The sequence below is a fragment of the Shewanella sp. 38A_GOM-205m genome (genome assembly GCF_000518445.1).
GTDB lineage: Bacteria > Pseudomonadota > Gammaproteobacteria > Enterobacterales > Shewanellaceae > Shewanella > Shewanella algae.
On record NZ_JADP01000024.1, the window covers coordinates 34,383 to 59,240 of the forward strand.

The 24,858-nt window shown below is 55.0% G+C and carries 30 protein-coding genes, 1 pseudogene and 1 riboswitch; of the genes and pseudogenes, 16 read left to right on the forward strand and 15 right to left on the reverse strand.

Features of this window, described 5'->3' with window-relative positions; genetic code table 11:
* Window positions 1-70 precede the first annotated feature (70 nt).
* The 13 genes and pseudogenes from N512_RS0113920 to N512_RS24125 form a co-directional block, all read left to right on the forward strand.
* Window positions 71-220, forward strand: a pseudogene (locus N512_RS0113920) (molybdenum cofactor biosynthesis protein); the annotation flags it as partial.
* Window positions 213-689 (forward strand): cyclic pyranopterin monophosphate synthase MoaC, encoded by a 477-nt coding sequence (moaC, locus tag N512_RS0113925; protein ID WP_025889198.1) that lies wholly within the window; start codon window positions 213-215, stop codon window positions 687-689. The pseudogene N512_RS0113920 and the gene moaC, both read left to right, overlap by 8 nt.
* 4 nt (window positions 690-693) lie before the next feature.
* Window positions 694-942, forward strand: coding sequence for a molybdopterin synthase sulfur carrier subunit (gene moaD / locus N512_RS0113930; RefSeq protein ID WP_025889200.1), 249 nt, complete (start codon window positions 694-696; stop codon window positions 940-942).
* Window position 943: 1 nt separating this feature from the next.
* The gene (moaE, locus tag N512_RS0113935; protein WP_025889201.1) at window positions 944-1,402 is read left to right on the forward strand and encodes a molybdopterin synthase catalytic subunit MoaE; all 459 of its coding nucleotides are present in this window, start codon (window positions 944-946) and stop codon (window positions 1,400-1,402) included.
* Between the two features lie 12 nt (window positions 1,403-1,414).
* Window positions 1,415-2,215: a molybdate ABC transporter substrate-binding protein gene (modA, locus tag N512_RS0113940; protein WP_028780721.1), complete on the forward strand. Its 801-nt coding sequence runs from the start codon at window positions 1,415-1,417 to the stop codon at window positions 2,213-2,215.
* On the forward strand, window positions 2,216-2,881 hold the full coding sequence (gene modB, locus N512_RS0113945) for a molybdate ABC transporter permease subunit (RefSeq protein ID WP_028780722.1): 666 nt from the start codon (window positions 2,216-2,218) through the stop codon (window positions 2,879-2,881).
* Window positions 2,878-3,972, forward strand: coding sequence for an ABC transporter ATP-binding protein (locus N512_RS0113950; RefSeq protein WP_051472815.1), 1,095 nt, complete (start codon window positions 2,878-2,880; stop codon window positions 3,970-3,972). The genes modB and N512_RS0113950 overlap by 4 nt, the downstream gene beginning before the upstream one ends.
* 123 nt (window positions 3,973-4,095) lie before the next feature.
* Complete coding sequence (locus N512_RS0113955; protein ID WP_028780724.1) at window positions 4,096-4,458, forward strand: NirD/YgiW/YdeI family stress tolerance protein; 363 nt, start codon at window positions 4,096-4,098, stop codon at window positions 4,456-4,458.
* A gap of 55 nt (window positions 4,459-4,513) precedes the next feature.
* A complete protein-coding gene (locus N512_RS0113960; protein ID WP_025009188.1) occupies window positions 4,514-5,035 on the forward strand; it encodes a PepSY domain-containing protein in 522 nt (173 codons plus the stop codon).
* A gap of 2 nt (window positions 5,036-5,037) precedes the next feature.
* Window positions 5,038-5,715 carry a response regulator transcription factor gene (locus N512_RS0113965; RefSeq protein ID WP_025009189.1) on the forward strand — a complete coding sequence of 226 codons (678 nt, stop codon included), beginning with the start codon at window positions 5,038-5,040 and terminating at the stop codon, window positions 5,713-5,715.
* 49 nt (window positions 5,716-5,764) lie between these two features.
* A complete protein-coding gene (locus N512_RS0113970) occupies window positions 5,765-7,027 on the forward strand; it encodes a sensor histidine kinase (RefSeq protein WP_025889207.1) in 1,263 nt (420 codons plus the stop codon).
* A gap of 3 nt (window positions 7,028-7,030) precedes the next feature.
* Window positions 7,031-7,711: a TIGR01621 family pseudouridine synthase gene (locus N512_RS0113975; RefSeq protein ID WP_028780725.1), complete on the forward strand. Its 681-nt coding sequence runs from the start codon at window positions 7,031-7,033 to the stop codon at window positions 7,709-7,711.
* 120 nt (window positions 7,712-7,831) lie between these two features.
* Window positions 7,832-7,999 carry a YqaE/Pmp3 family membrane protein gene (locus tag N512_RS24125; RefSeq protein WP_025009192.1) on the forward strand — a complete coding sequence of 56 codons (168 nt, stop codon included), beginning with the start codon at window positions 7,832-7,834 and terminating at the stop codon, window positions 7,997-7,999.
* A 51-nt stretch (window positions 8,000-8,050) separates the two neighbouring features.
* On the opposite strand, the gene N512_RS0113985 is transcribed toward N512_RS24125, so the two are convergent.
* Both N512_RS0113985 and N512_RS0113990 read right to left on the reverse strand, forming a co-directional pair.
* A complete protein-coding gene (locus N512_RS0113985; RefSeq protein WP_028780726.1) occupies window positions 8,051-8,485 on the reverse strand; it encodes a hypothetical protein in 435 nt (144 codons plus the stop codon).
* Window positions 8,486-8,598: 113 nt separating this feature from the next.
* Window positions 8,599-9,255 carry an FMN-dependent NADH-azoreductase gene (locus tag N512_RS0113990; protein ID WP_028780727.1) on the reverse strand — a complete coding sequence of 219 codons (657 nt, stop codon included), beginning with the start codon at window positions 9,253-9,255 and terminating at the stop codon, window positions 8,599-8,601.
* 108 nt (window positions 9,256-9,363) lie between these two features.
* Between N512_RS0113990 and N512_RS0113995 the strand changes: the two genes are divergently transcribed.
* Window positions 9,364-10,248, forward strand: a complete 885-nt coding sequence (locus N512_RS0113995; protein ID WP_028780728.1) for a LysR substrate-binding domain-containing protein — start codon at window positions 9,364-9,366, stop codon at window positions 10,246-10,248.
* On the opposite strand, the gene N512_RS0114000 is transcribed toward N512_RS0113995, so the two are convergent.
* From N512_RS0114000 to N512_RS0114040, 9 genes are read right to left on the reverse strand one after another with little or no spacing between them, the layout of a single operon-like run.
* On the reverse strand, window positions 10,217-10,726 hold the full coding sequence (locus N512_RS0114000) for a M23 family metallopeptidase (protein WP_028780729.1): 510 nt from the start codon (window positions 10,724-10,726) through the stop codon (window positions 10,217-10,219). The genes N512_RS0113995 and N512_RS0114000 overlap by 32 nt on opposite strands.
* A gap of 2 nt (window positions 10,727-10,728) precedes the next feature.
* The gene (locus tag N512_RS0114005; protein WP_028780730.1) at window positions 10,729-10,971 is read right to left on the reverse strand and encodes a hypothetical protein; all 243 of its coding nucleotides are present in this window, start codon (window positions 10,969-10,971) and stop codon (window positions 10,729-10,731) included.
* 60 nt (window positions 10,972-11,031) lie between these two features.
* The gene (locus N512_RS0114010) at window positions 11,032-11,514 is read right to left on the reverse strand and encodes a GNAT family N-acetyltransferase (RefSeq protein ID WP_037475113.1); all 483 of its coding nucleotides are present in this window, start codon (window positions 11,512-11,514) and stop codon (window positions 11,032-11,034) included.
* Entirely contained in the window at window positions 11,514-12,110 is a 597-nt protein-coding gene (locus N512_RS23820) for a hypothetical protein (RefSeq protein WP_025889217.1), read from the reverse strand. The genes N512_RS0114010 and N512_RS23820 overlap by 1 nt, the downstream gene beginning before the upstream one ends.
* On the reverse strand, window positions 12,107-13,033 hold the full coding sequence (locus N512_RS0114020) for an alpha/beta hydrolase (RefSeq protein ID WP_028780732.1): 927 nt from the start codon (window positions 13,031-13,033) through the stop codon (window positions 12,107-12,109). Before N512_RS0114020 ends, N512_RS23820 begins: the two co-directional genes overlap by 4 nt.
* A gap of 33 nt (window positions 13,034-13,066) precedes the next feature.
* Window positions 13,067-13,384 (reverse strand): DUF2845 domain-containing protein, encoded by a 318-nt coding sequence (locus tag N512_RS0114025; protein WP_156029228.1) that lies wholly within the window; start codon window positions 13,382-13,384, stop codon window positions 13,067-13,069.
* A 9-nt stretch (window positions 13,385-13,393) separates the two neighbouring features.
* Window positions 13,394-13,789 carry a VOC family protein gene (locus tag N512_RS0114030; protein WP_028780734.1) on the reverse strand — a complete coding sequence of 132 codons (396 nt, stop codon included), beginning with the start codon at window positions 13,787-13,789 and terminating at the stop codon, window positions 13,394-13,396.
* A 27-nt stretch (window positions 13,790-13,816) separates the two neighbouring features.
* A complete protein-coding gene (locus N512_RS0114035; protein ID WP_028780735.1) occupies window positions 13,817-14,623 on the reverse strand; it encodes a hypothetical protein in 807 nt (268 codons plus the stop codon).
* A gap of 3 nt (window positions 14,624-14,626) precedes the next feature.
* Window positions 14,627-15,286 (reverse strand): Bax inhibitor-1 family protein, encoded by a 660-nt coding sequence (locus N512_RS0114040; protein WP_028780736.1) that lies wholly within the window; start codon window positions 15,284-15,286, stop codon window positions 14,627-14,629.
* 271 nt (window positions 15,287-15,557) lie between these two features.
* On the opposite strand from N512_RS0114040, the gene N512_RS0114045 reads away from it, so the two are divergent.
* Entirely contained in the window at window positions 15,558-17,387 is a 1,830-nt protein-coding gene (locus N512_RS0114045; RefSeq protein WP_051472816.1) for a LamG-like jellyroll fold domain-containing protein, read from the forward strand.
* A 52-nt stretch (window positions 17,388-17,439) separates the two neighbouring features.
* Here N512_RS0114045 and moeB read toward each other — a convergent pair whose 3' ends face one another.
* Both moeB and moeA read right to left on the reverse strand, forming a co-directional pair.
* A complete protein-coding gene (moeB, locus tag N512_RS0114050; protein WP_028780738.1) occupies window positions 17,440-18,192 on the reverse strand; it encodes a molybdopterin-synthase adenylyltransferase MoeB in 753 nt (250 codons plus the stop codon).
* A 7-nt stretch (window positions 18,193-18,199) separates the two neighbouring features.
* Window positions 18,200-19,444, reverse strand: coding sequence for a molybdopterin molybdotransferase MoeA (moeA, locus tag N512_RS0114055; protein WP_028780739.1), 1,245 nt, complete (start codon window positions 19,442-19,444; stop codon window positions 18,200-18,202).
* Window positions 19,445-19,718: 274 nt separating this feature from the next.
* On the opposite strand from moeA, the gene ftnA reads away from it, so the two are divergent.
* Complete coding sequence (gene ftnA, locus N512_RS0114060; protein WP_028780740.1) at window positions 19,719-20,246, forward strand: non-heme ferritin; 528 nt, start codon at window positions 19,719-19,721, stop codon at window positions 20,244-20,246.
* 42 nt (window positions 20,247-20,288) lie between these two features.
* Here the strand turns inward: ftnA and N512_RS0114065 are convergent, their stop codons facing one another.
* Together N512_RS0114065 and ribB are read right to left on the reverse strand one after the other, a co-directional pair.
* Entirely contained in the window at window positions 20,289-23,486 is a 3,198-nt protein-coding gene (locus N512_RS0114065) for an EAL domain-containing protein (protein ID WP_028780741.1), read from the reverse strand.
* 258 nt (window positions 23,487-23,744) lie between these two features.
* Window positions 23,745-24,398: a 3,4-dihydroxy-2-butanone-4-phosphate synthase gene (gene ribB / locus N512_RS0114070; protein WP_025009206.1), complete on the reverse strand. Its 654-nt coding sequence runs from the start codon at window positions 24,396-24,398 to the stop codon at window positions 23,745-23,747.
* Window positions 24,399-24,512: 114 nt separating this feature from the next.
* Window positions 24,513-24,698: riboswitch (FMN riboswitch) on the reverse strand.
* Between the last annotated feature and the right edge of the window lie 160 nt (window positions 24,699-24,858).

Below are 24,858 nucleotides of genomic sequence, written 5' to 3' on the forward strand. Positions count from 1 at the left end.
ATCTCGGTAGCATTCAGCAGCAGGAACTGACATGGGACATTGTAGTCATACCCATTTTGAGCCTTTGAATATCGCCAATCAAACGGCGCTGTTTTGTCTGCCCGCTTCCACCGGCGCTTGCCGTACGGCCTGGAACAAGATCCTCAAAGAGCAGCTGGATGCCCGGCACCGGCCCTGTAACTTCGTATCCCATTTGAAAAAGGTTGCTATAGATGACTAATGCCTTTACCCATATCAATGCCGACGGTAACGCCCATATGGTGGATGTGACCGAAAAGTCGATCACCGAGCGCGAAGCCCGTGCCGAGGCTTATATTGAGATGTCTGCCGAGACGCTGCAGATGATCATGAGTGGCAGCCACCATAAGGGCGATGTGTTCGCCACCGCCAGAATCGCCGGCATTATGGCCGCGAAGAAAACCTCAGAGCTGATCCCTTTGTGCCACCCCTTGATGCTGACCAAGGTCGAGGTGGATCTACAGGCCGAGCCGGAGCAAAACCGGGTCAGGATCACCAGCCTGTGTAAGCTGGCCGGCAAAACCGGGGTTGAAATGGAAGCCCTGACGGCGGCCTCGGTTGCGGCGCTGACTATTTACGATATGTGTAAAGCGGTGCAGAAAGATATGGTGATTACCCAGGTAAGACTGCTGGAAAAACGCGGCGGTAAATCCGGTCATTTTAAGGTGTAACGATATGATTAAAGTGCTGTTTTTTGCTCAAGTACGCGAATTATTGGGAACGGCTGCCATTGAAGTCGAGAGCCAGCCGGGTTTGACGGCCGAGGCGCTGCGTGCCCAATTGGCGGCCACAGACGACAAGTGGGCCAGAGTGATGGCGTCCGACAAACTGCTGGTGGCCGTCAACCAAACCCTCAGCCCCTGGCATACAGAGATCAAAGCGGGTGACGAGGTGGCCTTCTTCCCACCGGTAACCGGAGGTTGAGATGCAAAGCGATCGTATTTTGGTACAAACCGCCGACTTCGATGTCCCGGCCGAATATGCCCGCATCGCCGCCGATAATAGCGACGGCGCCGTGGTGACCTTTGTCGGCAAGGTGCGCGACTTCAACGATGGCAGCGCGGTTACCGACCTGACGCTGGAACACTATCCCGGGATGACAGAAGCTGTTTTGGGGCAAATTGCCACTCAAGCCCGTGAGCGCTGGCCGCTGAATCAGCTGACCATAATTCACCGGGTTGGCACTATGCATCTGGGCGAACAGATAGTGTTTATCGGTGTCAGCAGTGCCCACCGCAAGGCGGCGTTTGCGGCTTGTGAGTTTCTCATCGATTTCCTCAAGACCAAGGCACCATTCTGGAAGCTGGAGGCCGGTGAAAGTGGTCAACACTGGGTCGAGGCCCGCGATGCCGACGAGCAGGCCGCCAAGGCCTGGGAAAAGTAACCGGAGCTTGTGATGGTGCTATTGGAGCGATTACTGAATTCGACGACCAAGGCCGTGCTGATTGCACTGGCGCTGCTTGGTCTGTGTCTGCCGGCTGCGGCGGCGCAAAGCGTTCATGTGGCTGCGGCGGCCAATATCAAGTTTGCCCTGGATGATATTGCCGAGCGTTATCAGCAACAGACAGGACGCCAACTCAAGATCTCCTACGGCTCGTCCGGTAACTTTGTGGCGCAGATAAAGCATGGTGCGCCGTTCGAGCTGTTTCTCTCGGCCGACGAGCGTTATGTCGACGCGCTGGCTGATGCCGGCATCACCCGTGACAAGGGGGTGGTCTACGCTTACGGGCGCTTGGCGCTGGTGGCTCCCAAGAATTCACCGCTGAAACTGGATCAAGAGCTACAGGGGCTGCAACAAGCACTGGCCGCCGGGCAGATCAAGCGCTTTGCTATCGCCAACCCGGATCATGCTCCCTATGGCGAGCGCGCCCGCGCACTGCTCAAGCAAAAAGGTTTGTGGCAGGAGTTGCAGGCCAACCTCATCTATGGTGAAAACGTTTCCCAGGCGGCGCAGTTTGCCTTGAGTGGTTCGACTCAGGGCGGCATAGTTGCCCTGTCGCTGGCGGTGGCGCCACAGTTTCAGGCGAGAGGTCGTTATCTGGCGTTGCCGGTAGACTCCCATGCCCCGCTGACCCAGCGGATGGTACTGCTTGATAAAGCCGGCGACGATGCCAAAGCTTTTTATGATTATCTGCAAGGGCAGGAAGCGCGACAGGTGTTCAGCGCCTATGGCTTTGCCTTGCCCGAGGGAAGTTGAATGGATTGGCAGTCGCTGTGGCTCTCGGTCAAACTGGCTGCCATCAGTGTCTTGGTACTCTTGCCGCTTGCCATCTTGCTGAGCCGCTTGCTGGCCTATCGAGAGTTTCGCGGTAAGTCCTGGGTAGAGGCGCTGATCATGGTGCCCCTGGTGTTGCCGCCCACGGTTATAGGCTATTACCTCTTGGTAGGGCTTGGCAGTGAAAGCTGGCTTGGCCAATGGCTGCAGCAAACCTTGGGAGTGCAGCTGGTATTTCATTTCTCCGGCCTGGTGGTCGCCTCGGTACTGGTCAATATTCCCTTTGCGGTGCAGCCTATTCAAAGAGCCTTTGAAGCTATTCCTCAGGATGTGCGCGATGCCTGCGCCTGTTGTGGCATGAGTCGCACCAAACAGCTGTTCAAGGTGGAGTTGCCCTTGGTGTGGCCGGGGATTTTGACGGCCCTGGTGTTGTGTTTCTCCCATGTGCTCGGCGAGTTTGGTGTCGTCCTGATGATGGGGGGCTCTATCGCGGGAGAGACCAAGACGATTTCCATTGCCATCTACGACAGTGTCCAGGCGTTTGACTTCGCCTCTGCCGGTACTATGTCGCTGGTGCTCTTGCTGTTTGCCATTACCACACTGGCATTGACCACAGGGCTGTCGCGGCGGCTCGGGAGATTGAAATGACCCCGACAGATCTGCATGTCAGCGTCCATCAAACCAAGGGGATTCCACTGCAGGCCGACTTTGTTTGCCGTGCCGGTGAAGTCCTGGCCGTGGTGGGGCCCTCCGGTGGCGGCAAGACCACGCTGCTGAGGATGATTGCCGGTCTCAATAAGCCGCAATCCGGCAGCATATGCTATGGTGATAAACCCTGGTTTTCCGAGACGGTGAACCTGAGCCCGCAGCAACGCCATCTGGGGTTTGTGCCGCAACATTTTGGCCTGTTTCCCAACCTGAGTGCGGTCAACAATGTAATCGCCGGGCTGGATCATCTGCCCAAGGCCGAACGCCGGGCCAGGGCGCTGGATTGGCTGGAGCGGGTCAATCTGCACGGTTTGCCGGATCGTTTGCCGGAGCAGTTGTCCGGTGGCCAGAGACAAAGGGTGGCGCTGGCCAGAGCGTTGGCGCGTGAGCCTTCGGTATTGCTGCTGGATGAACCTTTTTCCGCGGTCGATCGCGAGACCCGTGAGCGCCTGTATCTGGAGCTGGCGCGGCTCAAGTCACAGCTGCATATTCCGGTGATCATGGTGACCCATGACCTCAACGAAGCCTTGTTGCTGGCCGACCGCATGGTGCTTATCAGCCAAGGGCAGTTGTTGCAGCAGGGTGTGCCCCATGAAGTGTTGGCTAAACCCCGCAACGAGGCGGTTGCCCGGCAGATGGGCCTGAGAAACCTGTTTGACTCCGAAGTGGTGGCCCTGGAGCAGGAGCGGCAACTCACCTGGCTCAAGTTTGGCGAGCAACTGATTGCTTGTGACTATGACGCGCGCCTGAATCCGGGAGACAAGGTGCGCTGGGTGGTACCCAACCAAGGCGTCAGATTTAACTCTATCAGCCGTGGCCGCCTGTGCCGCAGCTTCAATAAACTCAATGTCAGGCTCGAATCCCTGCTGGTAATGGGCGAATCTGTGCGCCTGCTGGCGGCAATCGAAGGCGTGGATCAGACTCTCAGCGCCGAAGTGCCGTTACATCTGGCGCGCAAGTTGGAGCTGGTTGCCGGTATGCAGACCGAAGTCGCGCTCAAATCCGAACAAATTCATATCCTCGAGCGCTGACAAAGGCTGCGTTTTTGTGCCTGTTGTTAACTAGATGATCAAAACTTAATCTTGCTTCCATCCTGGCTTCAAGCGCTGAAATCTATACTGCAGCCATTGAAACAACCACAGGAGTGAAACAAGATGCAAAAGTTAGCTTATTTATTGATATTATCCTCGTTCTGCAGTGCCGCTGCTCTGGCTGCTTATACCGGTCCAGGAGCCGAAAACCGGGTTAGTACAGCGTCTCAGGTCGAGCAGGCCAACGATGACACCCAGGTGGAGCTGACAGGTTATCTGGTGAAGAGCCTGGGCGACGAAACTTACCTGTTCCGTGATGATTCCGGAGAGGTTAAAGTCGAAATCGACCATGACCTTTGGCGGAATATCAATGCCGATGTGAAAGAAAGCACTCTGGTGAAACTGACCGGTGAGGTCGACAAGGAGTGGAACGGCAAGGAAGTTGAAATTGAAAGTATCACTCTAGTTGGTGAAACTGCAAAATGAACCATGGCTTGTATGAGTGGCTGGCCTTCAGTGCCAGCGCTCGGATGGAGGCAAAATGAGACGTTTATTGGCGGGGCTGGTACTGTTTTCTTCGGTGGCAGTCGCGGCTCCCTCGCTGCTGGAATTGTTGAATGATAATGAACGCATCCAACCCATAGAGCTGATGCAGCGTATTGAGTCCCAGTTTCCCGGGGTGATCGTCGAGTTTGAAACCGATGTGGAAAATGGGGTCTTGGTCTATGAAATTGACCTGATAAACCCGGATGATCGTACTACCACAGAGCTTGATATACTCGCCAGCAACGGCGAGGTACTCAAGCGCAAAGTCGAACGCCTCGAGGCAGACGATATGGCCGAGTTGGCAGTGGTCAAACTCCTGGTCAAGAAGCAGCTCAGCTTTTCCCAACTGGTGGAAATGGCAATGCAAAACAGCAATGCTCATCTGCTGGAAGCCCAACTGGATAAAGATCTGGGGATTGCCTACCTGGAGCTGAAAGTAATGGATGAACGAGGCAAGCATAAGCTGGCGTTTGATATCGAAAAACAGCGGCCATTGCCTCTACTGAAATGGGACTGACAATGAAGATACTACTGGTCGAAGATGACGCAACCACACAGGACTATATCGTCAAAGGCTTTCTGGAGCAGGGACACAATATTGAAACTGCTGCCGATGGTCATCAGGGTTTGCTGTTGGCGACCAGTAGTCAGTATGACTTGGTAATCCTGGATCGCATGTTACCCGGGCTCGACGGCCTCAAGGTGCTGGCGGCGCTCCGGGCCACCGGCAATCAGACCCCAGTACTGATCCTCTCGGCGCTCAGCCATGTCGACGAGAGGGTCAAGGGACTGCGCGCCGGCGGCGATGACTATATGACCAAGCCGTTTGCCTTCTCAGAGCTGCTGGTGCGGGCCGAGAAGCTGATGCTGCGCGGCCAGTCACAGCCGGCCAAGACAGATCTCAAGGTGGGTCTGCTGGAGATGGAGCTGCTGACCCGTAAAGTGACTCTGGACGGCACTGAGCTGATGTTGCAGCCCAAGGAGTTCCAGCTGCTCAAGTACCTGATGGAACATGCCAACCAGGTGATCAGCCGCACCCTGCTGTTTGAAGCCGTATGGGACTACCACTTTGATCCCAGAACTAATGTTATTGATGTGCATATCGCCAAGTTGAGACGCAAGTTTGAAGAGCTGGGTCATGGCGAGCTGATTGAAACCATAAGAGGAGCTGGTTATCGTCTCCGCCAAAGCCATTAAGCCTTACCAGAGCAGCGTATGGCGTATTACAATCTTCTTCTCTGTGCTGGTGACTCTGATCATCGGCGCCTTGCTGTTTGCCCTCTATCAACAGCTGGTGACAGAGCAGCAGTCTCAGGTTGAGAAACACCTGGCGTCGGAGGCGCAGCGCTATCAACAGCTGGCCTTGAGTGTGGATCAACGCAGTTTTGCGGCGCAAATTCGCGCCGCCGATCCACAAACCGCACTTATAGCCTGGCAGGGCAGCCCGGATATGGTGGGGGCGCTGACCTTTATGCCCGACAATATGCCGCTGCTACCCAGAACCCGCGATTTCCCCATTCTCACCGGTGGCCCGGATAAGCTGCATATTCTCACAGGCGGCGTGGTGATGACCCGCTATGGCCCTGTGCTGATCGCTACCCGTACCGACCACCTGGCGACGCTGATCGAGAAGTTTCTCAGCGCAGCGGCTACCGCCGTGATGCTGACCGTGGTATTGACCTTGGCCATGGGATACCTGTTCTCCAAGGCGCTTCTCAGGCGTTTGGTGCAATACAACCGCTTGAGTGAACGCATAGAGCGAGGTTATTACAACACCCGCCTGCCGGTGAGTCGCAACAGTGATGAATTCGACATGCTGGCGCGCCAGTTCAACCGGGTGCTGGATACCCTGGAGCACAACCTGACGGCAGTGCGCGGGGTGACAGACAATATTGCCCATGACCTGCGCACGCCTTTGTCGCACCTGCGGATAGGGCTGGAGCAGTTGCCGCAATATCCGGCAGAAGAGATCCCGGAGCGCAGCGCGATTCTTATTGAAAAGCTGGATCACTGCCTGGCGACCTTCAATGCCATGCTGTCGCTGACCCGCATTGAAGAAGGGCAGCAAAAACTGGAGCTGGAGAGCTTCAGCTTGCAGCAGATGTGTACCGATCTGCTGGATATGGCCGACGTGCTGGCCGAGGCAGAGGGCCAGCAGCTCAAGCTGGAAACCAGTGAGGACTGCCATATCACAGGCGACAAACACCTCTTGTTCCAAGCGCTGTTCAACCTGGTCGACAACGCCATTCGCTATGCGGGCGAGGGTGCCTGTATCACCATCTCGCAGCAAGCCAACCAGGTCATCATCAGCGACAATGGCCCCGGGATCCCGGAGGCGGAGCGTGAGCGGGTCTTTGAGCGTCTGGTGCGGCTGGATCCCAGCCGCCATCAGCAGGGTACCGGCTTGGGGCTTTCCATGGTCAAGGCGATTCTATCGCGACACAACGCCAGTATTTCGCTGGAAGATAACCATCCAGGTCTCAGAGTCAGAGTGACATTTCAGGTTTAACCCATGTATTCAGTGATAGCCACAGAGCCCGACTTTATCCTGCTGGACAAACGTCCTGGGGTTCATTTTCACAGCCAGCACGGTGAGGCAGGTTTGGTGGCCAGTGCCGAGCGGGATCTGGGCTGCAAGCTCTATCCCGTGCATAGACTCGATACCTTGACCTCCGGCCTATTGCTGCTGGCCCGTTCATCCGAGGCGGCAGCTGAATTTACCCGTATGTTCAGTGAACACAAGGTGCAGAAATATTATTTGGCATTGGCCAAGGGCAAACCGGGCAAAAAGCAGGGTTGGATCATAGGTGATATGGCCAAGTCCCGCCGCAGTCAGTATAAGCTGCTGCGTTCCACCGACAACCCGGCCGTTACCCAGTTCTTTTCCTGGTCGGTTGCCGAAGGGCTGCGCCTGTATCTGCTCAAACCCCACAGCGGCAAGACCCATCAGCTGAGGGTGGCACTTTCCAGTCTGGGGGTGCCTATTCTGGGGGATACTCTCTATGGTGGCAGCGCTGTTGATGCCGACCGTGGTTACCTGCATGCCTATGCGCTGGAGTTTGAATGGCGGGGGCAAACCCTTAGATACCTGAGCTTGCCATCTCAGGGCGACGCCTTTCTGCGGCCGGGAGTGTTGAGTCAGGTGCAAGCGTTAGCGGAACCTTGGACTTTGGACTGGCCCAAGCGCAAATGAATTCCGGCGTGGCCGAAACGTCGGCTCGCTTCGAGGCAAAGGTAAAAAAGGTTGCAAGCCGGGCGTCATGCTGCCAAGTTAAACGGGTTGTCCCTTTAATTCCTCGCCAGGAGTCATACCATGGATACCAACAAACTCTTGCTCGTCATCATCGCTATTTTACTGCCGCCTGTGGCGGTATTTCTCAAAGCGGGTGCCGGTAAAGACCTGCTGATCAATATCATTCTCTGTCTGTTCTTCTGGTTCCCCGGGCTGCTGCATGCGCTCTGGGTGGTGACCAAGAACTGATATCAACAACCGGCTTCAAGCGCAGAGAGCTTGGCGGTAAAGTGGCCGCAGTTACTGAGCGGCCACGATTCTGCCAAGCAGGTTAAAATGCTTGATGCTTGTGCCTTCCTGGCTCTGATTACCGAACAGCTTTAGCCACTTGTCCTGTGGCAGCCTTACTTGACTCTGACTGCTGTAGTGGCTGCTGTTGTGATGAAAGTCGGCGGTATAGTTAAGCTGCCAGACACCGCTCTCTATCGCCAGGAGTTGGTAACTCAAGCTGAACTCTTTATCTGTGACCTTGCCTGCATCTTCATCAGGCAACAGGGTTACTGTCAGCAGCTGTGACTTGGCCAGGAACTCCCGGCTGAGTTCCTGTGTTTCCAAAGGAGCAGCACATTGGCAATAACGCAGCTCGAGTTGCAGTGGTTGTGAGTCCTTGGCCAGTGCCATGCCGCTTGCCAATAGGGCCAGCAAGCCAATCACAGGGTTAAGTATCCGCGGCATCTTCAATTCTCCCTCCAAATCGTCTTTTGCCCTTGCAATAGAGGTGGGCTTTCAAGACGGGAGAGCCTAGCATCTTCGCCGGTCGATGAAAGGTTATTTACACTTATGAATGGCTAGAGCATTTGGGCCAACTCTGTCAGCGAGGCTCCGGCTGCTGCGACGGAAGCCTGATGGCGCTCGTCGGCAAACTCCTGATATTCGCTGCGCACTTCATAAAACTGCTCCACCCCCAGATAGTGGCTCAGGGTCTTGATATGGGGACCCAGGTGATTCATTCCGGCGCGGATCCCCTCTTCGCCAAAGCCAAACTCGCCGCAGGAGTAAACCAAAACCAGTTTTTTGCCGCTGAGTATCGGCCGCAGCGGAAAATCGCCGCGCTTTAAGTCGAAGCTGAATGTGCGGTTGATGCGTATGACCTGATCAAACCAGGCCTTGAGTGCCGCCGGCATGCCATAGTTGTACATGGGCGTTGAGATCAGAATGATATCGGCCCGCTGCAGCTCGTCGATAAGGCAGTCCGACAGTGCCAGCAGCCGTTGCTGCTCTGTACTTTGGTGTTCCTCCGGAGTGAATACGGCGGCAATCCAATCTTGGGTGATGGCCGGCGGTGCTTGGTCACCCAGATCACGATAGATGAATTCTGATAGATTATTTTGGGCTTGCCAGTGATCGCAAAATAGCTGCGCCAACGACTTGGAAATCGAATTATAGCTGGGCTTGTCATTGTCGGTTCTTCTCGCGCTGGCATCTATTCTTAAAAGGGTTTTCATCACTTTCTCCGTTTGTTTGCTCAGGGCATAACTATCTGGAATACCGCTCGAGTTGACAAAGGGTCATTTCTCACTTATAGATGAGTAAAATTCATTTATTTGATCGCAATGTTTGCCCATTTACCCACACTGAATAACTTGAGAGTGTTCGAAGCCGCCGCCAGGCATCTGAGCTTCAAGCTGGCTGCGGAGGAGTTGAGCCTGACTCCGACTGCCGTTTCCCATCAGATAAGAAATCTCGAGACTCAGCTGGACACCCGCTTGTTTATCCGCCAGACCCGGGCGGTATCACTGACACCGGCCGGAGCCGAGTTGGTAGAATCCTGTCGCCAGGCCTTGCTTGGCATAGCCCAGGGGATTGAACGTTTGGGAGTGACACCAAACCAGCTGAGAGTTTCCACCACCCATGGCTTTGCCGCCCTATGGCTGGCGCAGCGATTGCCGGACTTTCAGCAGCGTTTCCCCGATATTAGGGTGTCGGTCAGCAGCGATGAGGGGCTGCAGCCTAGCGACCCTCTGGGTGAGACAGATCTCTGCATACGCTACGGCAAAGCGGCAGAAGGCGAAGAGGTGCTGTTCAGTGAGACGTTCGGCATTTACGCCAGTCCCGGTTATCTCAAGAGCAAGCAACCTCAGGTGACGCTGTTGCAGACCCGCTGGCAGAACCCGGCTCTCGACGGGCTCGATTGGCAGCAATGGCAACAGACCTATCACGAGTTCAAGGGTGCCAGATTGCTGGAGTTTACCCAGGAGGATCACCTCGTGCAGGCCGCTCTGGCCGGTGAAGGCCTGGCGCTTGCCAGTTCTGTGCTGGTGGCCTCTTTGGTGGAGCGGGGTTGGTTGAAACCTTGCTTGCCGGGCAAGGTGTTGCCTGGACTCAGTTATCGGCTGCTGCCGGCTCCCGGCCGCGAGCAGAGCCACAGAGTCAGGGTGTTTCTCGAATGGCTCAGGCAGCAGGCACTCAGCGGGGCGCCAGATAGGTCACAGGATTGAGATAAAACGCCTTCTTGTATCCCTGGGGCGCATCATCCATCAACCAAGGCATGGGCATTAGACTGACTATGCTGTAGTGCAGATGGGGCGGCTTGCCTTTGGCATTGCCCGAGTCGCCGACCGTGCCCAGTTTGCTGCCCTGAGGTAGATAAAAACCGTTCGGCTCCAGGCTGTCCAGATGGGCGAAATAATGCAACTTCCAGCCTGGCCCCAAGGCCAGCACCACCTTGCCGCCGAGACGCCACTCCCCTTGATAGAGGCGCAGCATGGGCGTCGGGGCCTGCACTTGAGTGCCGCGGGCGGCGAAGATGTCTATGCCCTTGTGTACCCCTGAGGTGCCCCAGGGATAATACCAGAAACTGTCTTTATGCCAGTCTTTGGCGCTGGCTTGGTGAACCGGCACCTGTGGGGTTTCCGGGATCAGGGCACCGACAAAGATCAGCAGTAGCAGCAGGATAAAGCCATAACGTTTCTTCATGGTCAGAGATCACGCTGTTGTTGGGCCAACTCTATGATGGCACTGATCGCCGCGCGGGCCTGGGGACTATTGTGCCAGCAGCTCGAGCCCATCAACTGGGCTATGGCGCGGGTGATATCGCTAGCGGATTCATCAGCCAACTGCGACAGCTGACTGAATCCCAGCTGCTCAAGGCGACCAACGACTGTGGTTCCTACCCCCTTGAGATCGCACATCTGCTGTTTTTCCCGGTCACTGAAGGCCATGGCAACTCTCCTTGTAAATGGTTGTCCCTGGAATAATTCCACTGGATGTTCTTTCTTGGGTTAGATCTCTGCCAGTGGACAAGCCAACAGCAGCAGATCCAGACAGAGAATACCGTTTTCCACTATCGGCTCAGGGTAAGCGGCAAAGAAGTCCGGAACAATACCTTTGATACGAAAACCGCACTTCTGATAGAGGCCAAGCTGAGCCAAGCTGGAGTTGCCTGTGGCTATCCAAAGGCTATCCAGTCCGTTTTCCCGGCTCAGCGTCTGACACTGTTGCAATAGCCATTTACCTATTCCCTGGCCTTGGTGATCCGGATGAACGGCGAGGTTTTTTACCTCAGCCTGAATCTGTGTGGATGCCGGCGTCAGTTGCAGCAGTGCCAGCCCAAGCAGACGGTCTTCTGTATCCAGGGCTCTGAGCAGCAGACAGTCTCTCAGGTAAGCCTGCACGGCTTCGCGGCTTGGGTCGGCCAGCAAGAGTAAGGCCCACTCAGGTTCAGTGAGTGTGATGTCTGCGGTATTTGCCAGCTCCAGCTTCATTATATTTGCTCCGCAGCCAGTTCCGGCTCGCCGTTGTGCCAATGACTGTATTCCTCCCAGCGCCGTGCCAGTTCGCCATCACCCAGTTTGGGAATGCCGCTGCGCCTAAGCCACTGCCAATATGGTCCCCAGAGGTAGTCTTGCCAAAAGGCCAGAGAGCCCTGGAGGCCACCCAGGGTATCGGGATCCAGTTCGGGAAAGCTCTCCCAAGGCATGGGCGGAGTCGGTGCCAGCTGTTGGACTTGCGCCAGAAGCTCGCTGTGATCAGATTGCAGGCACAGAAGGTAACCACCAAAGTCGGCGGTCAGTTGCAGATAGAGCTTTATCGGTGCCTGAAACTCGGTCTCGAAGTTATCGCCCTGACACTGCAACTGCTGCGCCAGCACTAGATAGTCAGGCAGGCCTTTTCCCAGCTGTTCTATCTCCTTGCCATGTCGTTGTAAATAGCGGCGTAGCAGGTCAAGCAGAGCCGGCACCTGATGCCGGCTTATCAGGCAGGAAAGCGCACCGCCCTCGAAAGGACGGCTGATGGATTTTACTTGGGGGTAGCCGTCAGCCAGCGCTTGCCACTGAGTCACATCCGAGCCGCTTGTCATGCCGCTTCTTCACTGTCTCGACGCAGAATGGCCGCCAGTTGGGCCAGACACTCGCGCGCGGCCGAGCTGATATCGGCCAATTGGAAGAAACCATGGATCACGCCCTGAAAGCGGCAGGCTCGAGCATCGACACCGGCGGCTACCAGCTTGCGATACAGGGCTTCTCCCTCATCCCGCAGCGGATCAAATTCGGCGGTAATAATGTGAGTCTGACACAAGCCCTGAAAATCCTCCCGATACAGGGGGCTGATTTCAGGATGGTTGGCGTCGACACCAGAACCTTGCTGATAGGCTTCAAAACCGCTGAGCAAGGCATAGCGGGTGATAATAAAGTCGTCGCCGTTGCTGCGGTAGCTCGCCATGGCAGCGGTGGCATCCAACATGGGGTAGATAAGCAACTGCCGTTTCGGCTGCCAGCCCAGTTGTTTCAGGCGCAGGCAGGTGACCAGCGCCAGATGACCGCCGGCACTGTCGCCGCCCAGAGTGACGCTATCCGGATCCAGCTGTAGCTGCGCCGCCTGGGCCAGTATAGCCTGGGTGGCCTTGAGCGCATCGTTGTGTGCTGCCGGATAGCAGTGTTCCGGTGCCAAGCGGTAGTCGACGGCAATAACCTGGGCTTTGCCATGACAGGCCAGATAGCTGAGCTGCTGCTCGTGAGTCACAAAGCTTCCGGCCACAAAGCAGCCGCCATGGAAGTAGATAAGCGTGGGCCAAGGCCCCGGGGTGTCAGGCAGGTAACGTCGCAGGCGAATGCCTTCCAGCTCCAGCTCCTGGGTGCAAACCTCGGCGGCGGGTCCCGCCAGCACCACACTGGCTTCATAGCCCTGACGTCGTTCATTCAGTGGCTGCAGACGCGCGTTGGGACGACCGGCTGCAATAAACTCATCCACCAGTCGTTGTATTCCTGTTTCCAATCCCGTCATGGCGGGAACCTCCTGTGAAAACTTGTTATGAGCTCAGAGGCGATCCTGTTGCTCGGATACGATATTCTGCACCTGACCATTACTCAGAGTGACTGTTAGCAAATACTCGCCCCCTATGCTGCCTTGCAATCGGTAACTCCATACTTCTACTGTCTTGCCGGCGGTGGCTCTGCCGCTGTCGACACCAAGTGTCTGGGTGTATTTATCCATGGGGGAACCAGCAAGTTCCAGCAGTTTTATGCGGCTCATGCCGCAATGCAGCAGTTTTCCGTCCTTGAGGCGAAAACTATCGCAGGCGATCGCTGGCAGAGCCAACAAACACAGGGAGAGGCATAAAAGTAATTTCTTCATTTCAAATACCTACTGGGGTTGATGGCATACGGCTTCGACATTGTTGCCATCGGGATCCAACACAAAGGCACCGAAGTAGTGTGCGTGGTAATGAGGCCTCAGCCCAGGCAGGCCGTTGCACTGACCGCCATGTTCAAGTGCCAGCTGATAAAACCGGCTGACGGCATTGCGGTCGGCGGCAGTGAAGGCAATATGCCGCGGCGTATGGGGCGTCTTGGTTTCAATGATCCAAAACACGGGTTTGTTGTCCGGTCCGAAGGCGCACATGCGCTGGCTGGGAAACTCGCTGTTCCACTCGGCCACCAGTTCCATCACCAAGGGGTAACCCAAGGCGTTTAGTGTTTCGAGATAGAAGTCGCGTGTCCTGGGGTAATCTGTGGCATAGCTGCTGAGGTGATCTATCATCGGCATCCTTCCTTTGACTGTCATGGTTCAGTGCACCGGCACGAAGAGTTCGTCTGTTATGGTCAGTTTATCTTGCTGCAAGCGGTAGACAGAGTCGAGCATAAAAACAGCACTGCCTTGCCAGCAGAATCCGCCACTTCCCGAAATGCGTAATTGCTTATCGCGGCCCAGAGCCAGAGTAGAGAAGCCACAAAAATCGCCACTGCCAAGCTTGCCGTCGGCAAAGGCCAGTTTGTGGCGTTCAGTGGTGGTTATCAGTTCGACATAAGGCGGTATCTGATCGCCGGCGTCAAACCCGGTTTCCGCTTGCCCCGGAAACAGCCGCAAGCAGGCCTGGCCCATCTGCCAGCTTGAGGGAATAGCCAGCGCATCCGCAGCACCTGCGATTGGGCAAGTTTGTTGACTGAAACTGCCGAGCTTTTGCTCTCTGTTGCTCTTACAGTTGGCGGCGTTGTATTGCAGGGCCGCCAACACGGATTCACCCCCGAGGCGATAAAAGTGGTTGCCCCAATTGAGCTCTTCATATTCGGCCAGAGCTATGCACTCGTTGAGTTGACCACTGCGGGACAGACCCAGCAAGAGATCGCTTATCAGCCAGTAGTAGCGGCGAACATCTTCGATGGCCGGCTCGGTTGCACCTTTGATTTGGGGGAACAACTCATAGCCACATTCTTGATGAAAGGCAGCGAGCGCTGCCGTTGCCTGTTGATACTCACCTTTGGCATAACCTTGCTGGAAATCACTCCTGGCCTTGGCCAGAGCCTGAGTGCTGCACTCGGCAGCGCTCAGAGAGGAAAAAGCCATAGGGAGCAGCAACAGCAAGAGTAAACGCATGGGTTAATTCCTTCTTCCCAGAATGCTCAGGATCCGCAGGAATAGGTTGATGATATCCATATAAAGCGCCGCGGCGCTGTCGATGGCGTTGTCGACCGTCTTTTCCTTGGCGTTGGCCTGGCCCCAGTCATAGCCAATGTAGCCACAGAAGATCAATACCACTATCCAGTCGAGAATGCCGTGATGGGTCTTGAAGATAAACAGCTCCACCAGTTCGACAATGATCACCAATAGCAGGGCTATGGTCAGGGCGCCGGCTATGCGGGCAAAGAAGGCGGGAAACAGGGTACCCAATATCATCATCGCCAGAGTCACGATAGTCGTTATCCGCAGCGCCTCCAACACCAGCGTCGGGTCATAGCCGCTGACGACCAGGTTAATTATCAGACCGAAGGGAACAACAACCAGGTTGTAACCGAGAAAGCTGACCGCAGGCTTGTCCGATGACTGGAACAGATAGATACCCGCCATACAGCAGCCAAAGTAGCCGATAAAGAACAACCAGATTGGAATAGTGGCGATGATTTCGGGGTCGATATTCAGCACCATCAGATAGTTGACCACAAAACCCCAGATCAGGGTCAGGCCGATGACCAGGTTGTATTTGCCGGCACTGATCAGGCCCTTATCGGTGCCGTAGTTGCGTCGCAGGCTGTTGTCCATAGCGGGAAATTTCCTTTTTGCAGATTTCAGGCAAGATTAAAGCGCCACACGATATAGAAAAACCCCAAGCTCAACAAGGTGCTATCGCCCAAAACCCTGTGCGACATCTTCCAACCATCAAGCGCTTGTTGTAACAGAGACTTATGTTGTCCGCCTGTGTGTTTTGATAATGATTTGTAACTTAATGATTTTGAAATAAAAGTGTTTATTTTGCTTCATCTGCCCTTGTTTAAATCCAGACTTTCTTACTAGCCTGAACTGGAGAGATATCATGCGACACTCAATTGGAGCACTGGTTCTGGGTGCCGTGCTTGGCCTGACGGGGTGTAACTCAGATAACGACAATGGCACTCAAGCCGCAGCCGAGAGTTACACTCTGGTGGTCATGCCCGATACCCAAAAGTACTCCCGCTATAATCCCGAGCGCTACAACGCTCAAACTCAGTGGATTGCCGATAACTACAAGCAACAAAATATTGTCTTCACGGCGCATCTGGGGGATGTGGTCGACCTGCCTGACTCTGAGCAGGAATGGCTCAATGCCCGCGCGGCCATGAGCATTCTGGAGGCCAATCCAGCCACCCCATACAGCATATTGGCGGGCAACCATGATGTGCTGGCTTATCGTCAGTCCGGGGTCGATATCAATAGCAACTTCGACAGCGACAGGACCTTGGCGGCAGAGCCTTTCCTCAAGCATTTCCCGGCGTCTTTGCAGCAAAACAACTTTGCCAGTTTCCAGGGGACAGATGCCACCGGCTTCAACAGTTATCACCTCTTCAAGGGCGGTGAGCGCGAGTATCTGTTGCTGGCGCTCGACTGGCGTACCTCGGCGGCCAGCATAGCCTGGGCACAGTCGGTATTGGATGCCCACCCGGAAACACCGACCATACTCACCACCCATCAGCTGTTGAATGTGGCCGATGATGGCAACAGCGCCATATTTACCGACAATGGCGCCATGCTGTGGGACAAGTTGATCAAAGACAATGACCAGATCTTCCTCACCTTTAACGGCCATCACCATGGTGAGGCCAAGATGGTGGCCAAGAACCGCTATGGCCGCGATGTGGTCATGATCTTGGTGGACTATCAATCGGGATTCTGGGGTGGCAACGGTATGCTGCAACTGGTGAGTTTCGATGAAGCCAATAAGCGGTTGCAGTTTCGTTCATTCTCACCTTGGGTAGCGGCCATCCCGGAGGCAGAGAGGCAGCCGCAGGATGTGTTGCAACGCTGGGAGTTTGAACAGCCCCTGGACTTTGAAAAGCGTTTTGCCAAGCTGAATCAGGAAGTGGAAACCGAAGGCCCGGGTAAGCTTGAAGGAACACTCGCCTACTGGATATTCGATGCCGAGCATAAGTTAACCAGTACAGATCCGACCAAGGTGCAGTTTATGGATCTTTCCGGGCGCGGCAATACCTTGAGCCTCAAGGCCAAGGCAGGCAGCAGTGGCACTCAGGAGCAATTGTTTGAACTGCTCGGTGAAGCTCCTGGCTTCGGCCACGCCACTGGGGCGGCTCGTTTCAAGGGCGGCAACACCCAGGGCGGCTATTACCTCTCCAGCCAGGCTCCGACGCTGGTTTCTGCCGATGGCCAGGCGGGTGTTCTGCCGCAGTACACCATAGAGATGATAGTGCGTCTGGCACCAGAGTGGCAGGCATCGGAAAATGCCTGGGGCGCTGTCTTTGCCCATAAACCCAGCCAGAGCCAGGTGTGTGAACACCATAAGCTGGATTGTGGCGGCGGTGATCCTTCGCTGGCGTTGACCGCCTCCAGTCTCAAGGAGTTCCAGTGGATCTCCACCTCCAGCAATGGCGTGGGGCCCAGCAACTGGTCATGGGAAGTGGACAGGGATTATTGGTATCACGTGGCCATAGTCAACGACGGCCAATACGCCACTATGTATGTGGACAACTCCAGGGTAATGCGTACCGCCGAAGCCGAGCAGCATGGGCTGGTGAGTATTCCCGGCGGCGAATGGATGGTGGGCGCCTCCAGTTGGGACGGTGAGGTGGCCGATCTGTTCCGCGGTGATATTGCCGAGATCCGGATTGTCGACAGGGTATTGCCTGAGTCTGACTGGCTTAACGCCAAGTAAAAAATGCTGAAAATCAAAGAGGCTGCCCAGGCAGCCTCTTGTTATTGCAGCTTCAACCGCAGACGGGGCAGTTGGGGGTTTGCGGCAGCTTCATCTCGCGAAACTCCATGGTCATGGCATCGACCATCAGCAAACGACCATAGAGCGGCTTACCTATACCACTTATCACCTTGATGGCTTCCACCGCTTGCAGGCAGCCCATCATACCGACGACCGGCGCCAGAATACCCGACTCGACACAGCTGAGTTGCTGCTCGCCGAACAGGCTGCTGAAACAGTGATAGCAAGGCATCTGTTGCTGATAACCGAAGACGGAGATCACCCCTTCCATACGGATGGCCGCAGCGGACACCAAGGGCACCTTATGCCGAAAACAGCTGCGATTGAGCTGTTCGCGCACCGCAACATTGTCGGTGCAGTCCAGCACCAGATGGTGCTCGGCAACCAGTTGATCCACTTCGGGATCATCCAACACTCCATTGATGGTTTCTATCTGAACATGGGGATTGAGCGCACTCAGGCTCTCTTTGGCCGATTCCACCTTGGATTGGCCTATATTGCCATCCTGGTGCAGTACCTGGCGCTGCAGGTTGGACAGTTCGACAGTATCGAAGTCCACCAGGGTCAACTTGCCGACCCCGGCAACCGTCAGATACTGACCGGCAGCACAGCCTAGGCCACCGGCACCTATCATCAGCACTTTGGCCTGTTTGAGCTTCTCCTGACCTTCAATGTCCATCGCCTTGATGGAGATCTGCCGACTGTAGCGCAGCATCTCGGCATCTGTGAGTATCTCGTCGCTCATATCGGCCTCAGCACAGCACGCTGTTAAAGGGTTCTACCGTGACTCTGGTGCCCGCCGGGGTGTCGCCCTGCATCTGCTCCAGAATAATAAAACAGTTGGCCAGGCTCATGGAGGTCAGCATGCCCGAACCCTGTGAGCCGGTTACCGCCACTTCCAGTTCCCCGTCCTGATTGCGGCTCAGAATACCACGCTGGTATTCCACCCGTCCGGGCTGTTTACGTATGGGGGCTGTCAATTTGGCATCCAGTAGTAGTGGGGTTGGTTGTGGCAGCCCCTGCAGTTTATGCAGCAAAGGCCACACCAGCTTGTAGAAGGTCACCATGGATGAAACCGGGTTGCCCGGCAGACCACAGAACACCGCCTTGCCTATATGGCCGAGGGCAAAGGGTTTGCCCGGCTTGATCGCCAGTTTCCAGAAGCTTATTTTGCCTTCCTCATCGAGGATCTGCTTGGTGAAGTCGGCCTCACCGACCGAGACACCCCCGGAGGTGATCACCATATCGGCGCTGGCCGAGGCGTTGCGAAATGCCTGACGGATAGCCTCAGGATCATCTGCAATAACGCCGAGATCCTGCCACTCAACACCGGCGCGGCTGAGCAGGCCCTGAATCGAGTAGCGGTTGGAGTCGTAGATCTGGCCGGGAGCCAGCTCTGAACCCACGGGGCGCAATTCATCACCGGTGGAGAAGAAAGCGATTTTAACCTTGCGGATCACTCTAAGGCTGCTGATACCTATGGTGGCCATCACCCCCATTTCGGCGGCACCTATCAGAGTGCCGGCCCTGAGGACCTTGGTGCCGGCCAGCAGCTCTTCGCCGCGGCCACGCACATTGTCTCCGGCCTGCTTGCAAGGTTCTATGGTGATCAGCTCGCCATTGGCCTCGGTTTTCTCCTGCATTTGCACCGTGTCGAAACCCGCAGGCACAGGAGCGCCAGTCATGATGCGGACACAGCCGCCTGGCTGATACTGGCCTTCAAAAGGATGGCCGGCAAAGGAACTGCCCAGTAATTTCAGGCTGGCCTTCTCGGGTAAGTCGGCATAACGATAGGCGTAGCCGTCCATCGCCGAGTTATCGAACGGCGGCAGGTCTATGCTGCTGGCCAAGTCTTCTGCCAGTACCCGTCCCAGAGAATTCGACAGTTGCACGGTTTCGGTATCTTCCAACGGGGTGACCTGCTCGAGTAGCAGGGGCAGAGCGAGATCCGGGTGCATCAGCCCTGGATGGGCACAGACGTCTTGCGGCTTGGACATAGAGCAACCTTATTTGAGCTATTACTGAACCTGGTTGGCTATTATGCCACGCTGAAAGTGGATGACTATGATCTGCATGCCAGTTTTCGTGCCCTGGGCGCAGGCTTTTCCTTTTACAGTCAGCGGATTGCGGCAAATAACAAATGATAATTCAAGTTAAATGAAAAGTGTTTTCATTATAAATCATTGCGTTAGGTAAAGATTCTTGCATTTGTTGTGCCCCTTGATAACAATAGCGCCCATGAAACAGATACCCGAAACGAGAGGCAAGGATATGTTGGCACAAGCCATGATTGATAAGTTGAACGAGCAGATCAATATGGAGTTTTTCTCCTCTAACCTGTATCTGCAGATGAGCGCCTGGTGTGAAGACAAAGGCTTTGAAGGTGCGGCCAAGTTCCTGCGGGATCACGCCGATGAAGAGATGCAGCATATGCGTCGTTTGTTCACCTATGTCAGTGAAACCGGCGGCATGCCTCTGCTGGGCGCCATTGAAGCTCCCAAGGCCAATTTTGAATCCCTGCTGTCCCTGTTCGAGTACACTTACGAGCACGAGCAGCTGATCACCAGCAAGATCAATGCCTTGGCTCATACCGCCTTCACGACTCAAGACTATTCCACTTTCAACTTCCTGCAGTGGTATGTGGCCGAGCAGCACGAAGAAGAGAAGCTGTTCAAGTCGATTGTCGACAAGATCCGCCTGGTGGGCGAGGATGGCAAGGCGCTGTTCCTGGTGGACAAGGATCTGATGCAACTGGCGAGCGAAGGTGGCGAGACTGTGATGAATGCACAGATGGCCTAAAGCCACCTGGTTTTAAAAGAGAGCAGCCTTAAGGCTGCTTTTTTATGCCAGAAGCTGACGGATAAAGGACTCTCCCTGGATGAGGATCGGGGTCAGGCTCTTGGCAGGTAGAGGTCTTGAAAGCAGATAGCCCTGACCAAAATCACAGCCCATGGACTTGAGCAAGATCCATTGCGCGCGGGTCTCTATGCCCTCGGCCACCAGTTGCAAGTCCAGGCTCTTGCCCATCATGACTATCGCTCGCACCAGGCTGGCATCAGCCTCATTCACCAAGGCGTTATCGACAAAGCTCTTGTCGATTTTAATCACAGAGATAGGGAACTTGCGCAGATAGCTCAAAGAAGAGAAGCCGGTTCCGAAGTCATCCATGTGGATTGCCACGCCGAGTTGGCGAATGCTGTTGAGCACCTCCAGACAATGGGGGCTGTCGTCCAGCAGCATGGATTCGGTGATCTCTATATGCAGTCTCTCGGGCGCTATGCCGTGACGCTTGATGGCTTCGGCCAGCAAGGTGTCGAAGCTTACCCCACTGATGTTGATGCACTGGCGGCTGGAGACGTTGATCGCCATATCCAGTTTTATTCCTTCGGCATGCCAGTGGCTGAGGTCTTTCAGTGCTTGTTCCAGAACCCATTCGCCTATCGGCTCTATCAGGCCATTATTCTCCGCAATGGGAATGAACTTCTCCGGTGAAACCCAGCCGTATTCAGGGTCATTCCAGCGTAGCAGCGCCTCGACTGAGGTGATTTGGCCGGTTTCCATAGAGACTATGGGTTGATAATGCAGACAAAATTCCTGATGCAGCACGGCGCTTCTGAGACGTTGCTCCAGTTGCAAACGCTCCAGCATGCTGGCGTTCATGCTGGGGGTGAAATACTGGTAGTTGTCACGGCCATTGTCCTTGGCGCTGTACATGGCGGTTTCCGTGTTGCGGGTCAGGGCATCTATGTCATCGCCGTCTTCGGGATAGACACCTATACCAAAGCTGACCGAGATCAGAGTATCCTGGCCATCGATATCGAAGCTGCTGCCGAACAGGGCTTTTACCCTGTCGGCCACGGCTGTCAGGGCGGCATCGTTCTTGTAGTGCGGCAAGATCACGGCAAATTCATCACCCCCTATGCGGGCAACAAACTTTTGTTCATCCGGTAGTGACTCCAGCCTTCTCGCCACCTGTTGCAACAAGAGATCGCCGCGTTTGTGGCCCAGTACATCATTGATATATTTGAACCTGTCGAGATCGATCAGCAGAATCGCCAGTTTGTGACCATGAATATGGGCTTGCAACAGCTCGTGGTGCAGCCTCTCGCTGAACATCTTGCGATTGGGCAACTTGGTCAGAATATCGAAATGGGCCTGATACCAGATGTCCTGTTCGTATTTTTTACGGTGGCTGATATCGACAAACAAACCTATGTGTTTGAGTATGTTGTTGTTATCGTCACGCACCAGGGTGATAGCCAAAAACTCAGGATAGATCTCACCGTCTTTACGTCTGTTCCAGATCTCGCCTTCCCATTTGTTATTGGTCAGCAGACTGTCCCACATCTGGCTGAAGAAGCTCTTGTCGTGGCGATAGGAGTTGAGTATTGAAGGATTCTTGCCCTTGACCTCTTCCAGGCTGTAACCGGTAATGCGGCTGAATGCCGGGTTGACCAGTTCAATACGGTTATCGGCATCTGTGATGACAATCCCCTCGCCGGAATAGTCGAATACTGCGGCGGCCTGTTTCAGCTGTTGATAGGATTTTTGCCTTTCGCTGAGCATTTGTCCCAGTGCCTTGGCCATGTCGGCCAATTCATCCTTGCCCTCGACCTTGATATCCAGATCCAGATTGGGATCCTTGGTCATCAAGCGCATGTTGTTGGCGATGGCATAGATACGTCTGAGCAGATTGTGACTCAGGGCCCGGCCAAGAAACAACAGCAGGCCGATAGTGATGGCAGCCGACAGCAGATAGAGGGCGATAAGGCGCAGTGACTGACCGCGTTGGGCGTTGGAAAGATTGAGAATATCATCGGAAACACTGTCGGCTATGGCATCCATCTGGCGGATCCTTTCGCTGGCCAACTGCCACCAGACTTCGGGAGTCACCGGGGGCTTGGGTTGGCTCAGAGCCTTCAGGGCATCGAGCATCTCATCGTCGGAAATCTGCACCAGGGGGTCTATCTCTTCCACCTTGGCGCCCCGGCTTTGCATGGCCGCTATCAGCTGCATCTTGTGGCGATATTCGTTGAGCTTGTCCCTTATCTGGGCAATGGCCTGTTGCTGATTGGCACTCAGAGCCTTGCTCGATTTCAATCTTTCGAGGATCTGCTCCAGTGATTCCAGCTTGGCGTTAAAGCCTTGTTGGTATTGGCCATCGCCACGCAGCAGGAAGTTTTTGAACTCATGCAGCAGGCCACCATACCCCAGCAAAGAGGCAAACTTGTGCGCCTGACGCGTGATGGCATCTTGCTGACGCAGCTGCTCCCTGACATTGTTCAATGCCTGACTCTTGCTGTCCTGCAGCATAGCCTCCAGGCGTTGTTTGTGTTCCACAATGGCGCTGGCGCGGAATAGATCTATGCTCTGATCTTGCTCTGTTATCAAGGCCAACAGCCGCTCATAACTGTCGGTGTCGAACTGACGCTTCAGCAACATGCCGTTGATCAGGCCGCGCTCACGCACCGCCAACTCCTGAATCCGCAACAGTGCGGCCAGGTCGGCATAGGCTCTGGCCTGCTGCACATTGCTCGACAGGGATTGCAGATTGGCAATGCCCAGCAAGAGTTCGTAGTTGAAATCGGAATAGAAATTCAGCGAGGCGCTCTCATCACGGCTCAAGAGTTCGCGCCGGTTGTTTTCCAGCGCCTGCTTGCCGAGTCGCAGAGCCTCCAGTTTGGTTTGCAATAGATGTTGGGCCGCAGGAGAGAGTTGTCTGGAAAGCTGTAACAGATGGGGAGAGTTTTGCAGGGCAGTTATCTGTGCCGATACCCGCTGCTGCTGCACCTGCAGACTGTCGGCAAAGCATTCACCATTACAGGCGATATAGGCGGCGCTGAGGCCCCTTTCCTGCTGTAGCTCATAGATGAGATCGGCCAGGCGCCGACCCACCTCGACAGCATGATAACTTTGGCTGGCCAAACGGTAGTTGTGCAGCAGTTCAAACAGGCGCACGCAACCCAGTAGACTAAGAACCAAAACAGGCACTAAGGCAAACAAGAGTAATTTGCGCTTTAGGCTCAGTTGGCTTAACACCTATGGCTCTCCTTGAAATTCTACTGACAAAGACCTGCCTGCAATCTACTCGAATACAGGCCATAAGGCTTGATAAGTAACATATTGCCTATCAGGGGGCGACCCGTTGTTCAAGGATTTCTAATCTAGGTCACGAAAATAAACCTTAAAAAGTGGAGGGTTAATGTGAGCCTTGTCGCAACAAAGTTTACCTGTTTGTTTAAAACAAAAGCGGCTATAAAGCCGCTTTTGATCAAATAGTTAAAGAACGCTTGTTTATTAGCCGGCGTTGGCCAGCAGAGATTCGCGATAGCTGACAATATCCTCGATGGAAAGAACCGGCAGGTCGTGTTTGTCACCAAAGGCAATGATTTGTGGCAGTCTGGCCATGGTACCATCCGGATTGGTTACTTCGCACAGCACTCCGGCGGGTTTTAGGCCAGCCAGTTGCATCAAGTCCACAGTGCCCTCGGTGTGACCGCGGCGGGTCATTACACCACCGGGCTGAGCCCGCAGCGGATAGACGTGTCCTGGGCGGGCCAGGTCTTCCGGTTTGGCGTTGTCGGCAATGGCGGTCTTGATAGTCGTCACCCGGTCGGCAGCGGAAACGCCTGTAGTGACTCCGACTTTGGCCTCAATGCTCACGGTAAAGGCGGTGCCGAACTGGCTGGAGTTGTTTTCCACCATGGGCGGCAATTGCAGGGCCTTGATTTTCTCGTCGGTAAGGCAGAGACAGACAATGCCGCTGCATTCGCGGATCAGCATCGCCATCTGGGCGTTGGTCAGGCTTTCGGCGGCGAAGATAAGATCGCCTTCGTTTTCTCTGTCTTCATCGTCGACCACCAAAACACCGCGGCCTTGACGCAATGCTTCGAGGGCGGTTTCGACTCTTTCAATCGGGGTGCCAAAAGGCGCTAATAATGACTGATTCATGGTAAAAATCCTTAAATTACGGCTTGGGTTTTCCAGAATCAGGGCAAAGAAAGGAATAGCGAGCCTCTCTGCCGCTGGCAGAGACGTATCACTAAGCGGATCGCCTCGCGGCAATCTGATTCTCTTTCATCCGGACTGAACCATCTAATGGCAACACCGTCGGCTCTGGAATAGTCACGCTAGGTCGTGATGACACCAGATCTGCTGACCCCGCCAGAATCTGGCGGGCGCTCGCGGGCTTTCATGTCGCTGACACGATTTACCGCCGGTGGGGAATTTCACCCCGCCCTGAGAATTTACCTGTTACTTGTATGTGGCAGGCGGCAACAGCATGCGCCTGTTACATACAAATGACAAGCGACAGGGTCACATTTTCTGCGGGTGAAGGGGGAGCCTTTGAGATCCGGACTCGTGCGCCAGGGCTTGCCGTTGGCGCCGGTCGGCGTCACTATATGCAGGC